13 protein-coding genes and 1 riboswitch are annotated in these 14512 nt (G+C 46.9%); of the genes, 1 reads left to right on the plus strand and 12 read right to left on the minus strand.

What is annotated here, in order from left to right; genetic code table 11:
* Positions 1 to 22 precede the first annotated feature (22 nt).
* The 7 genes from ACFQ3J_RS14650 to ACFQ3J_RS14680 all read right to left on the minus strand — a co-directional run bounded on the left by ACFQ3J_RS14650 (position 23) and on the right by ACFQ3J_RS14680 (position 6414).
* Positions 23 to 1003 carry an ABC transporter ATP-binding protein gene (locus ACFQ3J_RS14650; protein ID WP_091153437.1) on the minus strand — a complete coding sequence of 327 codons (981 nt, stop codon included), beginning with the start codon at positions 1001 to 1003 and terminating at the stop codon, positions 23 to 25.
* 17 nt (positions 1004 to 1020) lie between these two features.
* Positions 1021 to 1830 carry an ABC transporter permease gene (locus tag ACFQ3J_RS14655; RefSeq protein WP_091153435.1) on the minus strand — a complete coding sequence of 270 codons (810 nt, stop codon included), beginning with the start codon at positions 1828 to 1830 and terminating at the stop codon, positions 1021 to 1023.
* Entirely contained in the window at positions 1827 to 2603 is a 777-nt protein-coding gene (locus ACFQ3J_RS14660) for an ABC transporter permease (RefSeq protein WP_091153433.1), read from the minus strand. The genes ACFQ3J_RS14655 and ACFQ3J_RS14660 overlap by 4 nt, the downstream gene beginning before the upstream one ends.
* Before the next feature lie 251 nt (positions 2604 to 2854).
* Positions 2855 to 3739, minus strand: coding sequence for an ABC transporter permease (locus ACFQ3J_RS14665; protein WP_251582361.1), 885 nt, complete (start codon positions 3737 to 3739; stop codon positions 2855 to 2857).
* Positions 3736 to 4707 (minus strand): ABC transporter ATP-binding protein, encoded by a 972-nt coding sequence (locus tag ACFQ3J_RS14670; RefSeq protein WP_251582363.1) that lies wholly within the window; start codon positions 4705 to 4707, stop codon positions 3736 to 3738. The genes ACFQ3J_RS14665 and ACFQ3J_RS14670 overlap by 4 nt, the downstream gene beginning before the upstream one ends.
* A complete protein-coding gene (locus ACFQ3J_RS14675; protein WP_251582364.1) occupies positions 4704 to 5852 on the minus strand; it encodes a hypothetical protein in 1149 nt (382 codons plus the stop codon). Before ACFQ3J_RS14675 ends, ACFQ3J_RS14670 begins: the two co-directional genes overlap by 4 nt.
* 40 nt (positions 5853 to 5892) lie before the next feature.
* A complete protein-coding gene (locus ACFQ3J_RS14680; protein WP_251582366.1) occupies positions 5893 to 6414 on the minus strand; it encodes a sigma-70 family RNA polymerase sigma factor in 522 nt (173 codons plus the stop codon).
* 467 nt (positions 6415 to 6881) lie between these two features.
* Positions 6882 to 6961: riboswitch (ZMP/ZTP riboswitch) on the plus strand.
* 53 nt (positions 6962 to 7014) lie between these two features.
* Between ACFQ3J_RS14680 and ACFQ3J_RS14685 the strand changes: the two genes are divergently transcribed.
* Positions 7015 to 7863, plus strand: coding sequence for a bifunctional 5,10-methylenetetrahydrofolate dehydrogenase/5,10-methenyltetrahydrofolate cyclohydrolase (locus tag ACFQ3J_RS14685; RefSeq protein ID WP_251582367.1), 849 nt, complete (start codon positions 7015 to 7017; stop codon positions 7861 to 7863).
* Positions 7864 to 8171: 308 nt separating this feature from the next.
* On the opposite strand, the gene ACFQ3J_RS14690 is transcribed toward ACFQ3J_RS14685, so the two are convergent.
* From ACFQ3J_RS14690 to ACFQ3J_RS14710, 5 genes are all read right to left on the minus strand, one after another.
* Positions 8172 to 10250, minus strand: coding sequence for an alpha-glucuronidase family glycosyl hydrolase (locus tag ACFQ3J_RS14690; protein WP_379293088.1), 2079 nt, complete (start codon positions 10248 to 10250; stop codon positions 8172 to 8174).
* 57 nt (positions 10251 to 10307) lie between these two features.
* Entirely contained in the window at positions 10308 to 10982 is a 675-nt protein-coding gene (locus tag ACFQ3J_RS14695; protein WP_251582368.1) for a GntR family transcriptional regulator, read from the minus strand.
* Between the two features lie 41 nt (positions 10983 to 11023).
* Positions 11024 to 11827: a Nif3-like dinuclear metal center hexameric protein gene (locus ACFQ3J_RS14700; protein WP_251582369.1), complete on the minus strand. Its 804-nt coding sequence runs from the start codon at positions 11825 to 11827 to the stop codon at positions 11024 to 11026.
* Positions 11828 to 11943: 116 nt separating this feature from the next.
* Positions 11944 to 13563 carry an ABC transporter substrate-binding protein gene (locus tag ACFQ3J_RS14705; protein ID WP_251582370.1) on the minus strand — a complete coding sequence of 540 codons (1620 nt, stop codon included), beginning with the start codon at positions 13561 to 13563 and terminating at the stop codon, positions 11944 to 11946.
* A 75-nt stretch (positions 13564 to 13638) separates the two neighbouring features.
* Complete coding sequence (locus tag ACFQ3J_RS14710) at positions 13639 to 14511, minus strand: carbohydrate ABC transporter permease (protein ID WP_091153407.1); 873 nt, start codon at positions 14509 to 14511, stop codon at positions 13639 to 13641.
* Position 14512: the final 1 nt, after the last annotated feature.

Consider the following 14512-nt stretch of genomic DNA (forward strand, 5'->3'; position numbering starts at 1 on the left):
CGTGTTATGAGACTTCAATATATCAATATACTTTATGAATCACATCTTCAAAATCCGGTTCCTGCATCTCGACGTCCTCGATCTCACCCCATTCACCAAGCTCCTTCAAAATTTCCATGGTGGTGATCTTGCTTCGATTGGCTTCAACGGTAATCGTATTCTCGGTCATCTGTGACAATTTCATCATCGGGTGGCTATACACCGCTGCAGATGAAGGGATGGAACAGCCTCCCCGGTATGAGACTTTAATAATGGTAGGAAGACCGATATTATCCCGCAAGGATTGAACCGTTCCATCATAGGTAAGCTGTCCATGATTAATCACCATGACCCGGCTGCACAGCTGCTCAATATCGTCCATATCATGGGTTGTCAGCAGAATTGTTTTGCGGAGTTCCTCGTTAAGCAGCTTCAAGAAGGATCGAATATTCCGCTTGGCATTGACATCAAGCCCGATTGTCGGCTCATCCAGAAACAAAATGTCCGGTTCATGCAGCATCGCTGCCCCAAGGTCCGCCCGCATCCGCTGTCCAAGCGACAGCTTACGGACCGGTGTATCCCAGAATTCCTTCAGATCCAGAAGCTCGGAGAATTGATCGATACGCCTCTTCTTATCGGTATCCTCCACACGGTACATCTTGGCAAGAATATCATAGCTGTCCCTGACGGGCAGATCCCACCACAGCTGACTGCGCTGTCCGAATACGACACCAAGTCTCCTTACGACCTGTCTGCGCTGTTCATGCGGATTCATCCCGCTTACCGTTACTTTACCTGCACTGGGATGAAGAATGCCGGTCAGCATCTTGATGGTTGTCGATTTCCCGGCACCGTTCGGACCGATATAACCGACAAACTCACCCGGCTCAATCGTGAAGCTGATGTTGGTTACTGCTTTTTTCACATGGTATTGTCTGGAGAAGAATGTACGCAGGCCAGAGAACCTGCCTTCTTGTACAATCGGTATTTTAAATTGTTTGTGTAGCTCCTGAACTTCAATCATGATGAGCGATACCTCCTTTAGCTACCTGTGCTCTGATATTTCGTTATGCCAAAACTCCAGAACCTGAGGCTTACCGTCAAGCACACCAGTGCCGCACCTAAGACAACCCCAAGCACCCAAGGTCCAACCTCACCGCGTAAAATGTAAAGTGCAGGCACATAGTTGACCAGTCCTACAGGCAGAACGACCAGCAGCAGTCCGGCAAGCCAGTTCGGGTACAGCGATATGGGATACCTTGCTGCCGTTCCCGCCGCGTCTTCGGTGAATGTCTGCAGCTCGCTGATCCGTGTCGTCCAAAATCCGAGAGTGGCCGTGGCAAGACCGATGGAGAAGAGGATGACCGCTCCGGTAAGGATGACAAATAGTGACTGCGGGATGGCCACCCATCCGATCTGCCCCGAGCTCATCATGCCGTAGATCGACCAGCCGAACACGAAGCCCCCCTGCAGCCATTCACCAAGCATAATTCGGAAGCGCTGAGGCAATAGAGTAAACAACACGGGCAGCGGCCTTGTGAGCAGCTGATCCATGTCCCCACTGACCAGATATCTCTCCAGATGGTGAACTTCATTGGCAAGTGAGCGGTACACCGTTTTGGACAAGGTCATGATGGCAAATAAATAGCCGACTTCATAGATGGACCAGCCTTGAATGGCTCCGAATCGGTTCAGGACGATGGCAATCATCAGAAATTCAGCAATTTGAATGAGTGCGGCAAGCATGGCACCTAGGAAGAAATTGAATTTGTACTGCATTGAGCTTTTGATGCTGGTGCGTATGAGAAGAGAGTAGAGTTCAAAGTATGCTTTTAGCTTGTTCTGCTTCATCCGCCCTGCACCTCCACTTTTCGTCTCAGAAAATAGGTCGCAAGGAAACATTGCAATGTGAGCAGCACACCCCAAATAACGGTACCCGCAAGCAGATGAGCATCCGGGTATCCCAGATAGATCCTGGTAGGCACATACAGAAGATAAGGATAGGGGGAGAGCCAGGCGACGGTTTGCAGCCATTCCGGCAGCCATTCAATAGGAATGAAGAACCCGGCAAGCAAATTCACGAGCGCATGATGAGCCCACTGCAGCCAGGATGATTCGGTTGTCCACATGGCTGTAGCACCAATGATGTAATTGATGCATATTCCCATGTAGGCAGCCCCAAGCAGACTAATCGCTGTCCATATGTAAGTCATAGCATCGGCGGGGAGCTGCAGGTGAAATGCAATGAGGTAAACGATGTAGATCGGAATGGATTTGAAGATGAACTGGTAGAGCACCTGTCCCCATTCCCGGCTCATCAAATGCATGAACAAGTGGACAGGCCGCATTAAATCCATGGCAATATGCCCTGTCCGTACGGTTTCAGGGATACCAAGTCCATTCGTCAAGAAGGTCGTAACCCACAGGGAAGCTTGTGTAAACGCAATGTAACTGACCATCCCGTAGGTCCCGTATTCGCCGAGCGTATTGTCACGACCAATGCCAATCCAGATGTAGGCATACAAGTAGCCGAACATGACGCTGGCAATATTGTGCACCATATGTGCACCACGGTATTGCAGGTTTCTTGCATAGGCTTTTCGAGCCAGGGTGAAAAAGAGCAATTTGATACACCTCCGATAAGCTTGATGAGACGCTGAAACATACGCCCACTTCAGACAAGGTGAAATGCGAGAGAAGGACACTATCATACCAAAACCATCCATTTTAGGCAATCTCTTTTTTAATCGACAAAAAAAGACCCTCGGGAAGAATCCGAATCCATAATTTTCTTCCCTGCAACGGGAAGGATTACCGCTTCGTCGTTCTTCGCGATGGTCTTTTTCGAACCACTTATTTAACTGAACAGCTCAATTTACAAATCCTTTCGCTGGAAGCGCAGAATGCCCCATACAAATACGATGGCCGTGTAGATGAGAGCATACACGACAAATGAGCCGGAAGGCGGATCACCAACAAAAAACTCAGCTACCATGCCGCTGATATCAACAAGCCCGCCAAGCTCATCCATCCCAATCAAACCATGCATCATTTTTCGTTGCAGCGCATCGACAGGCATCAGCATCGACATCAGTCCGGAGATATTGGACAGCTTGACGGCTACCTCCGCATCCATGATATCAATAATCCCTATGCTTCGAATCTTATCAAGCATACCTCCAAGCCAGCCGGCGCCAAACAGCATCGTCATAAACACGCCATTACCAAGTGAAGAGAACCTTGTGGAACCAAGCATCGTCAAGGAGATCAGCAGTACAATGACCAGCGCATACAATAAGAAAGCCTGGATATGAACCATCGGTTCCTGAGGAATTGTCGCATGAATATCTGTGATGATCATAATGGCGGTATAGAGTACTAACGTATAACACATTAACAAGGATACATAACCAAGCCATCTGCCGATATAAAATTTCCACCTTGGGATCGGTCTTGGCAGGAGTGCTTGCATGACCCCTTGTTCGGCCTCACCTGCTATGGAGGAGAAGGAGCTGAAGATGGCCAGCAATGCCACAACGAATCCGGCGAAGAAAAAGCCGATCATCATCATCAATACGCCGCTTGCATAGTCTGTGATCAAATTGCTTCCCGTTGTAAAGCCACTGTTCCGATTATTGTCAGCTATTGCTCCTCCAATAAACCAGTAAGCAATTAAAAACAAAATAGAAAGAATGCTCGCAAGGATCATGACACGCTTGCGCAGCATCTCTTTCCAGGTCATATTCATAATAAGTATCATTCGTGTTCCCCCCGATGGCTAAGTCCCGAAACGGCGGTAAGGAACCAGTCCTCCAGCTTGCCGGTGACCTTCGTCACTTCATATAGCGTCATCCCCTGCTCCATAATGAGGGAATTGATCCAGCCTGCCTGCTCTTCGCTTTCGAGCTCAGCGGTAAGCCAAGTGTAATGCTGTTCTTGAGTAGTGGGAGATGAAATTGCCTTCTTACTGTCTACCTGAATAGCGATCCCGGTCTCTTCTTGTAACCAGGTCAGAATTACCGGCGTATAGCCTCCCACTTTAAAACGATAGGTTATACGCTGTTGAAGGACAGAACCTACATCTCCGGCGCGTAGAATTTCCCCGTTGTTGAGCAGTGCGATCTGATCACACACTGCTTCGACATCCTCAAGCATGTGGGAGTTCAGGAATATCGTCTTTCCTTGAGCCTTCAGTCTTTGTAAAATGGAGCGAACCTCCTTGCGTCCGACCGGATCAAGTGCGGAGGAAGGCTCGTCCAGAAAGACCAGCTTCGGATCGCTTACCAGTGCCGCTGCGAGTCCAAGGCGCTGCTGCATCCCTTTGGAATAATCCTTTACTTTGCCTTTGCCCCGGTTGCCGAGCCCCACTTCATCGAGCAGTTCGGGAATGCGCCGCTTCGCATCGGACGATTTAACACCGCACAGCTTGGCATGAAGCTTCATGACCTCTTCGCCGGTCAGCCACTCTTGATATCGAAACAGCTCAGGCAAATAGCCAATTTGTCCTTTCGCTTCAACGGAGTGAATCGGATGTCCAAAGATCGATGCACTGCCGCCTGTTGGATAGGTCAGCCCAACGAGCATTTTGACAAAGGTGCTCTTGCCCGCTCCATTCGGGCCGAGGAAGCCAAAGGCTTCCCCTTCCTGAACCGTAATGGATACGTCACGGCAGCCGCGTCCGTTACTAAATTGTTTGGTTAGACCTTCGGTGTGAATTGCGGCCGTCATTCCGTGATCATCTCCTCCACCTCTGCGAGCAGTTTTTCTTTTGAATCAAACAACGAATCCCCGGACAGATTGAATAATACGCCGTCCTGTGTCCATGCAGCTGTATAAACGGGCTTCCCGGTCGAAGACACATAATCTTGTTCAACAATAACGACCGGCACTTCCTTCACTTCCACCTTCTCTGCATCTCCATCCGTGAACACTGGCATTGGAAGCTTGCCGGACAAGATATTGTCTGATTTAATTGCTGTCTTCAGATTATCCGGCAGCAGCGGGAAATCCAGCACTGCCTGGACTGCTTCTTCGACCGGCACAGAAGGATCAACCTCTACAGTTGGAAGCTTCTGTTGAGATAAAGAAGCATACAGATTCTCTCCATCAACATCAGCATGATAATATTGATGCAGCGTCTCTGGAATATGGAGCGTAATTGGCTTCCCATCAAGAGATTCAGGCATTAATTCCTTGGCACCAAGCCGCGCCATCGTCGTGTTGACCTCATGAATGTTCAATTTCATCGTGATCGTCTGTGAGCTGAGTGCGTAATAACCTTCTTCATTGAAAATGTCATTCTGATATGCTGTTAGCCCGGTGATCTCTTCGATCTCTTTCAAGCTTAGTTTTTCATTGTTTAGTTCAAGTCCATATGCATTCGTAAACGAACCATGCTTGTTGATAAATTCCGATGAACTGCTTCCTTCGGATACAGTGTTGAAGAATTGCATAACATCCCCTTCATTGACCACCGTCACTTCATCCATTCGGAACTGATTAAGTATGGCGGCAAGTGCCTTGTCTCCGAGCGGAGTCGCAATCATTACCCCCGCCACAGCAGCTACCGTCGCTATACTCAGCCACTTCTTAACTTGCTTCTTCATGGTATGCTTCTTCTTCACAACAGACGTTTTCTGTTCCTGATTCTGATGATTCGTCATATCGATTCTCTCTCCCCTGATTTCATTATTTAATACACCGTATAATACATCTTCCTCAAATGAATGTGCTGCCTTAGGCTCGATTCCACGCTCCATAGACCATGATGACCACTTGGGGCTCATTTCTTCTTTTTCAAGCCTTGACGCAAGCTTGTTCCAAGCAGCTTCAAGCTGCTTGTTCTCGTCTACTCCGTTCGGCTTTGATGTCATATGCAGGTTCAACTCCTAACTATGCTAATTGGTATAACCCTCAGGACTGTGGTGCGGACTTTCCCTGAACCTTTCTCCTCAGCTTACTTGTAGCTCTGCTTAACATCGAGCCGACAAGGGGAGGTCTTACATTCAGTTCTTCCGCAATCTCTGCATAGCTGTAGCCTGAATACTTCAGCATCAGCAGTTGTCTGTCGCGCTCTGGCAGCTCGTCCATCCATTCACGTACTTCCTCCTGATCCATACGCTTCAGTACAATCTCTTCTCCAGAGGACAGGAACTGCTCTCTGCTGTCATAGTACTGCTCCTGCTTCTCCTTGAGTTTCCGTTCTCTTATTTGCCTACTCATATAATCATATCCGATGCGCGTCAGTACACGGTGAAGCCATGCACCCATCGCAGCCGGATCATCTGGTGGATTCCGATACAGCCGAATAAATACCTCTTGCGCAAGATCTTCCGCGGCGGCTTCATCCTGGATCAGAGCCATCAGTTTTCGTCGCACAATGGGATAATGCTCTTCAAACACTGTACGGAAAACCTCGATTTCCTGTCCTCCCATATGTTTTACGTCTCCTTTCAGCTGCAGCTATACATAAGACGAACGATGGTTTATTTTTATAGCAGGTTTTATAAAAATGTTTAATTAAGTCCTTCTCGAAACTTATTGAACCGAAGAATTTGGAACTATATCTATCTATTGTTAGTGAAAACTATATGATGGGTTCGATATATTGTCTAAAACTCAGCCGACATCACTTATTTACCGTGTCGTCAGGTCCTATATGAATTATACCGAAGCTGGATCACAGCTCGTCATTCCAAATCTTGTGCATTCGAATCAATTTCATAAATCATAAAAAAGGTGAATTTGAAACTATATATACTCTTGATTGAAGCAGCCAAAGGTATTATGAAATTGATTCATCCCTATTGATCAATTCGACAAAATGAAGTACCATCATGGGGTGAGCTTCCATTAATCCACCGATTCATCATATGAGGTCTCACCTATACACTACAATTAAGATCGTCGCATGTAACTGGCGTACACGGTGAACCGTGAGGGAGCATGTGATTAGATATAGCCGTACGCCTGGGCAGAGGTAAGGAAACTTAGGTTTCCTTGCCTCTTTTTACTTTGGAAAGGGCGATGTGATTCATGAGTGACAACACACTGATTCTGAATGGTCAAACGGTAGCAGATTACATGAAAGAAGAAACAGGAGCGAAGGTGAAGGAACTGAAAGAGAGGGGGATTCAGCCTTGTCTGGCTACCATTTTGGTGGGGGATGATCCTTCTTCGGCAACTTATGTACGTATGAAAGGGAACGCCTGTGCACGAATTGGGGTCGAATCGATCAAGGTCGTGCTTCCTGCTGAGACAACGACAGAGGAGCTGATTCAGGAGATCAACAAGCTGAACCAAGCCCCATCCGTTCATGGAATTTTGCTGCAGCATCCGGTTCCGCATCACATCGATGAAAGAGCTTGCTTTGACACAATCAGCATCGAAAAGGATGTGGATGGGGTAACCACTCTTGGCTATGCATTGAACGCATTTGGCGAAGCCGATTATCCATCCTGCACACCACAGGCCATTATCCGCATTCTCGACTTCTATAACATTCCGCTGGAAGGAAAACATGCCGTGGTGATCGGCCGTAGTCCGATTCTCGGCAAACCGGTATCCGCGATGCTGCTGAATCGGAATGCAACCGTGACGACCTGCCACTCCAGAACCGTAAATATTGAAGAGATTGTGAAACAGGCAGATATTGTTGTCGCTGCCGTAGGCAAACCAAATTTTGTACAAGGAGATTGGATCAAGCCTGGCGCCGTTGTCGTGGATGCAGGATACAATAAAGGCAACATCGGTGATGTCGACTATGATGCCTGCATGCCTCACTCCTCTGCCATCACACCTGTACCTGGCGGTGTGGGCCCGGTTACCATTGCGACACTTATTGAGCATACGGTGAAGTCAGCGTACAAGTTATTACAGAAGTAAGTGCAGTAATATCAAGATATTATATTTTCAAGCAATTAGCTCCCAATCTTAATAAAAGAGCCCTTCCAGCAGGAAGGGCTTAATTTATGGCGGTATGCAGTATCACTGGCACTACTCTAACTTACTTCAGTTCATTTAATCCTCTTCAAATACACCTGTACAGTCTCCCGTAAGCAGCTTCAATTAAAAGCTGTTCAAACTATACGATAGCTGGGTCTCATCCTTCCAGGTAAGATCCGTTATAAATACAGCCAGCTCCAGCGTATTTCCCTGTTGATCCGTCGCATACATGGCAATCGTCTGCAATCCTAATAAATTGTACGTTCTAGCTCATCTGAAATTCCTGATTTACGATAGAAGTAAGTATTGATGATGTCTCTCCATTCCTTTGAATGAGCAAGCTGCCCTTCCAGACGCTTCATTACCCCCTGATAGCGCTCGGAATCTATCACTCCCTCAAGCTTACTCCAGCGCTCAATCAACGTTTCAACACCTTCCACTCCTGCAAAGTGAGTGTCATAAATGTGCTGAATGACCGTTTTGCCGGAGTGAAGCACATGCGTATACGGCACATGATGGAAGAAGAGCAGCAGTTCATCCGGACAAGTCGCAAGCGATTCATACATCTGAGCATTTTCCGGGAAATATTGCGCTGTATATCCGGTACCATTCTTAACTGTCCGATTAACACCGATGCCATGGCAATCCGCAAAATGATATGTTCCCCACATCGAATATTCATAGCCATCCACATTAGGTCCATAATGATGCTCCGGATTGACCATCCAGCCTACGCCAAGCGGTGAAGTGTAGCTCTCATAAATGGGCCAGGAATCCTGAAGCATCGAACTTACAGCCTCAAGCACTGCAGAATTCGAGCCAAAGGTTTGCTTAATCCATTCTGATGTAATCTGCTCTTCAGCTAAATCCGGATTCCAGGTCAACCGGCCGTAGCCATATAAATTTGCCTGCGCAAGGGTGTGACCTGTCCAGTTATGATCATCACCTACATTAATTACGGCCGTAATTCCGCTGTATTTATAAGGATACAATTCACCTGAAGCGACCTTCTTGATCTCAGATCCCGCTCCATTCGCGTAAGTATCAAAATCAAGAATTTCCTTCCACTGTGGAATCAGGTAGCATAGATGTCTTTGCTGGCCGGTGTACTCCTGTGTGATCTGGAACTCCAGAACCTGGTTCGTATGCGGCATCGCCCCGAGAAGCGGAGACACCCCTTCCCGAACCTGAAAGTCCATCGGTCCGTTCTTGATTTGAAGAATCACATTATCCTTGAACTGTCCGTCAAGCGGCTTGAAATGATCGTATGCGGCGCGGGCCCGATCTGTCTTGCGGTCTCTCCAGTCCTGGCGGCAGTTGTAGACAAAACATCTCCAGATAACGATGCCTCCGAAGGGTTCCAGTGCCTCAGCCAGCATATTGGAACCGTCGGCATGTGTCCGGTTATATGTAAACGGTCCAGGACGGCCCTCAGAATCAGCCTTGACGACAAAGCCCCCAAAATCAGGTATGTAGCTATATATTTCCTGTGCTTTATCCTTCCACCAAGCAGCAACCTTCTCATCGAGCGGATCAGCCGTAGCTATCCCTGCAAGCTGAATTGGGCTGGCATAATTGGCGCTAAGGAACGTCTTAATACCGTATGCTCTAAAGATCCCTGCCACTTTCGCCACATCCGGCAAATATTCCGGTGTGATCAGCCTTGTCTCCACCTCATGTACGTTCACATTGTTAATCGAAATTCCATTGATTCCAATAGATGCCATCAGCCGGGCATAATCACGAATTCGTGCATCATCATTAACAAATTGATTGTCCTTGAAGAAGATGGATTTACCTGCATAACCTCGTTCAATGGAACCGTCCATATTGTCCCAATGGTTCATCATTCTCAGCTGGTTCTTCGGATTCTCCATGATGTGAATCTCCCTTAGATCCTCTCCCATCTGAAGCAGGCGAAGCAAGTGGAATGTTCCATACAGCAATCCTTTATCGGTCTTTCCCACAACATAAAGAGAGTTTACTGCAGCATTGTTATCCGAAAAAGACTTAAGGACATATCCTTCTTCATTCAGCTCTTGCGCCCATGAAGCTGCACCAAGCTCTTGTGGCAAATCTTCATCAGAGACAGCTAGACGAATACAGCCTGTAGTTATGGTATCCCTTAAATTCAGCACTTCAGGCAATACACCGAACATTTCCGAAATACCATATTGCAATTCCCGAATGGCTGACTCTGTAATTTGTGAACGATCCATACTTACAATTTTCGACATTTCAAAAGTACCCTGCCAGGATGCCTTCCTCTCGTATCTTAGCCAGCCGCGGTCTGCAGCAGAGTGTGGAAGCTGTGTGATCTGTGCCATGACGTGAAACTCCTCTCCCTTATCTTGCTCTAATTTATGCCAAGCCTAGAACATTCCTCACACAAAATAATGCGGGTATTTCTCACGCAATATATCCTGATCAACAACGACCAGACGCAGATGATTCTCCATCATCTTTCTGGCCTGCTCGGTCTCCTTGTTCACAATCAGGCGATAGATCTGCTTGTGCTGTGAAATAATGTTCCCCCAGTTGGAATCCGACAGCAACCGTAGCAGTCTCAAACGATTAAAATGAATGTTTAGCTGCTGGAGCATCCTCCAGGTTCTCTGCTTCCCCGTGCCATGAAACAGGATTTGGTGAAATTCTTCATCGAGTTCAAACAGCTTTTGATAGTTCTTCTTATCTGCGCATACATCCTGCATCGCAATATTCGTCTCCAGCTTGAATTTAAACTCATCGGGAAAGTGCTCACAGCACAGCTCGACGATTTCCTTCTCCAGCTTCTCCCGAATGAATCTGCCTTCCTCCACATGAGCCAGATGAATACGGGAGACAAGGGTTCCGCTCTGGGGAATAATATCGAGCAGTTCCTCTTCGGCAAGCTTCATAAATGCCTCGCGTACTGGGGTTCTGCTTACGTTCAGCTCATCCGCAATTTCCTTCTCAGAGATCTTCGTCCCTGGCGGAAGCTCAAGACGAAGAATGCGATCCTTCAATAAATCATAGGAGTAGGCTCTGGTTGAACCTTTGATCTTCTGCTCAGTCGACATACTGTTACCTCTTTCTTCGAAGCTATTTGGTTCCGTCCTTGTTATACCACCTGAAAGATGGGGACAGCTGGAATAAAGTGAACCGGCACATTCGGGAATCGTTGACTGATTCTGTCTGCAATTCGCTTCATACCCGGCTCCTCACTGGCCGCATGGCCTGTGAGGATAAGTGACTTGCTGCCTCCTAGGGCTAATGCATCCCGTATATATTCGGGGGTCTCCCATTCCGGACCCTCACCTGCAATAATGAGCTGCAATTGTTCATTCTCGTACATGGGAATCAGGTGCGGACCTCCACCTCTGTATCCTACAGCGATGCCTATGCGTTCGCACATCATCTCCATATTTCCAATAACTCTGACATACGAGAGCTGAAGCTTCGACTTTATATGTTCTGTAATTTGCCGTACCGTTTGACCTGCTGGTAGATGAATAATGGATGCTGAAGACAGGTGCCGGACAACATATCCAGCATATCCAATCGCTTCAATCAGCCCATCAGTAATTTCATCAGGATTATATCGGTGCGGATAATCATGAAATCGATAAACGGTAAGATGCCTCGCCTTAATAAGCGCCTGCTTCGCTTGGTATACCGGATCTGCCTTCAGCATGTCATGTGCTCCATCGTGATGACTGTAGAACAGGCCTTCATGGGTAATAAACAGGTTGGCCCCAAGCTCTGCCGCTCTTTCTAATGCTTCATAAGATGCGGAGAAGGAAACTGCAATACCCTGGACGAGCTCATCTGAACGGCCGCATACAATCTTATCTACTGTGGATTCAAGCGCTGAGGCAGGCTTCTCCAAGCTGCTAATTACATCCTGTACCGTGATATCCAACATTCTCACTCTCCAGTACCTTGATTTGCTGTTTTCTCATCCACAATACAGGAGGCTGCCTTTTCGTAGGCGAAACGGCAGCCTCCTGCTATAACATCAACTTTTACTCACCAGAACTTTTATTCACCAGCCTGTGCTTTATATTCCTTGTATGTCTCATTCGCAATTTCTAGATATTGAGACACGCCTTGGCTCTCCAGCTCCGAGACGAATGTATCGAATTCAGCTAGATCACGCTCTCCAAGAATGAATTTGAACGTATTTTGATCTGTGTAATCCTTAAGCGGAGTGCTGAGCAGCGTAACTCTTTCGCGCTCTTCAACGGAATATGGAATTGGCGGTTCTGTAGGAACAACATCCTTGACTTCCTTCATATCGTTCTGGAATTTAAGCTCTTCTTCACTGAACATGGAATGGAGCAGATCCGTCGTACCTCCGTAAGCAAATACACCGCCGGAGAACCCGTAATCAATACGCAGATCTTTAGTTCCATCCGGGTTCAGACCATTATAATTAATATCGTCTACAAGCTTACGAACACCATTTTCCTTAGTGAAAGTCTCGCCCTCTACGCCCCACTTCGCAAATTCCTGACCTTCGTCACTATAGTACAGCCAGTCAATGAACTGAATGATGGCTTCAAAGTTCTCGCTTTCTTTCGCTTTGGAAGAGATCATAACACCATTCTCAAGTCTTGAACCGGACATGAGCTGCCCTGCTGGACCGCCCGGCACGGTAATCTTGGAGATTGAATAGTTATCTTTACCGAGTGTCTTATCCATATCGTTACGATGCATAACAACCGTTTGAGAGTTGCCGTTGATTACAAAAGATTTGCCGGATACGAACTTTTGAATCGCCTGTTCATCATCCTGAGTGAAGCTTTCTTTGTCCAGAAGGCCTTCCTCTACCAGCTTGTTGAAGTACTCCAGCATTTCTTTATACTCTGGTGTAGTTGCTGTATATACGAATTCATCCTGATCTTCCTTATAGGTAAGTCCGTTGCCGAAGCCCCAGCCGCCTTTTGTACCAAATCCGGTCGCAGCAATATTCAACGTGCTGTTGAATTTGAAGCGGTCAGAGAATGGAATGGAGTCCGGGTACTCCTCCTTCAGCTGCTTAAGTGCTGTATACAGCTCCTCCCAGGTTGTCGGAATGGCGATATTATGCTTCTCAAAAATGTCGGTTCTCACAATAAGTGTATAGTCTGGCCATACTTCTTCATGGAGACCAGGAAGTACATAATATTTCCCATCTTCCTGCTTGAGTCCCTCAAGCTCGTCTTCAAGACCCCATTTCTCAACTTTATCCTTATAGTTCGGCATCAAATCGACGTAATCGCTTACAGGAAGTGCTGCGCCAGAAGAGACGAACGGAGCTTCTTCTCCAGGATAGGTCTTAGGAATAATGAGCGGTGCATCGCCTGAACTAATGAGGAGTGAACGCTTCTGACTGTAATCACTCATCGGTACAATGGTAGGCTCAAGGGTCACCCCTGTGATTTCCGTAATTTTCTTAAATAGCATCCAATCTTGCTTGATCGGGTAAGCCGGATTGTCGTTGTACATAATCGATAGGTTAAATGGTTCGGTTGCCTTAAAGGTATCGCCTACTGCATAAGACTCCATTGCACCTTTGTTCTGAACTTCCGCTTCCTGAGTGCCAAGGCCGTTGCTGCATGCAGCCAGAGACAAGCTCAGCAATCCGGTGAGCACTACTTTACTCCATTTTTTCTTCATCTTATACTCCCCCTAAGATTTGTAATCCCGCAATTTGTGGTTCCCTAAGTGATTGTGACCGAGAAATAACGATTCTTACCCTTTGACAGATCCGAGCATGACACCAGAAACAAAGTACTTTTGAACGAAAGGGTAAATCGTCAGTATAGGCAAAATGGTAAGAACCATGGTCACCGATTTAATATTTGCTGATATCTGAGTCAGATTATCCGCAGAAGTTGCACCGACTGCTGCACCGCCTGTCGCCGCAGCGATCATGTTCCGCAGATAGATGGTGACAGGGAACAGCTCTTTCTTATCCAGATAGATAAAGGCAGGGAACCAAGAGTTCCAATGCGCTACCGCATAGAAGAGGATCATGGTAGCAAGTACAGCTTTACTTAACGGAAGTACAATGCGAAGCAATATCCCGTATGTGTTCAGTCCATCGATCGAGGCCGCTTCCTCCAGCTCCTCCGGCATATTCTCAAAGAAGGATTTCATAATAAGCATGTTGTAGATGCTAATCGCTCCTGGCAGAACAATCGCCCACATGGAGTTCGCCATTCCGAGTGTGTTGATCAGTACATAGTTCGGAATCAAACCGCCGTTAAAGAACATGGTGAACACAGCGAACACCGTCAGAAATTTGCGTCCCATCAGCCGTTTTCTGGATAAGGCATAAGCAAAGATCGTAGTCAAGAACATCGATATCAGAGTTCCGACGACAGCATATATAATGGTGTTCTTATAGTTGGTCCAGAACATGGAATCGCTTGCAACTTTCTTATAGGTTTCAATATTGAATCCTCTTGGAATCAGATTGACCTGACCAGAATTGATATAGGCTTCACTACTAAAAGATTGAGCAACAACGTTGAGAAAAGGATATAGGGTAATAAACACGATGAATATAAGAGCCGATGCGTTAAAAATCTTAAAGACCTTATACGATACAGATTCCTTCATG

The organism is Paenibacillus provencensis, from assembly GCF_042678545.1.
Lineage (GTDB): Bacteria > Bacillota > Bacilli > Paenibacillales > Paenibacillaceae > Paenibacillus > Paenibacillus provencensis.

Coding starts and splice junctions, on each gene's coding strand:
- ACFQ3J_RS14650 (WP_091153437.1), bottom strand. CDS start 1,003: ATGATTGAAGTTCAGGAGCTACACAAACAATTTAAAATACCGATTGTA.
- ACFQ3J_RS14655 (WP_091153435.1), bottom strand. CDS start 1,830: ATGAAGCAGAACAAGCTAAAAGCATACTTTGAACTCTACTCTCTTCTC.
- ACFQ3J_RS14665 (WP_251582361.1), bottom strand. CDS start 3,739: ATGATACTTATTATGAATATGACCTGGAAAGAGATGCTGCGCAAGCGT.
- ACFQ3J_RS14670 (WP_251582363.1), bottom strand. CDS start 4,707: ATGACGGCCGCAATTCACACCGAAGGTCTAACCAAACAATTTAGTAAC.
- ACFQ3J_RS14675 (WP_251582364.1), bottom strand. CDS start 5,852: ATGACATCAAAGCCGAACGGAGTAGACGAGAACAAGCAGCTTGAAGCT.
- ACFQ3J_RS14680 (WP_251582366.1), bottom strand. CDS start 6,414: ATGGGAGGACAGGAAATCGAGGTTTTCCGTACAGTGTTTGAAGAGCAT.
- ACFQ3J_RS14685 (WP_251582367.1), top strand. CDS start 7,015: ATGAGTGACAACACACTGATTCTGAATGGTCAAACGGTAGCAGATTAC.
- ACFQ3J_RS14690 (WP_379293088.1), bottom strand. CDS start 10,250: ATGGCACAGATCACACAGCTTCCACACTCTGCTGCAGACCGCGGCTGG.
- ACFQ3J_RS14695 (WP_251582368.1), bottom strand. CDS start 10,982: ATGTCGACTGAGCAGAAGATCAAAGGTTCAACCAGAGCCTACTCCTAT.
- ACFQ3J_RS14700 (WP_251582369.1), bottom strand. CDS start 11,827: ATGTTGGATATCACGGTACAGGATGTAATTAGCAGCTTGGAGAAGCCT.
- ACFQ3J_RS14705 (WP_251582370.1), bottom strand. CDS start 13,563: ATGAAGAAAAAATGGAGTAAAGTAGTGCTCACCGGATTGCTGAGCTTG.
- ACFQ3J_RS14710 (WP_091153407.1), bottom strand. CDS start 14,511: ATGAAGGAATCTGTATCGTATAAGGTCTTTAAGATTTTTAACGCATCG.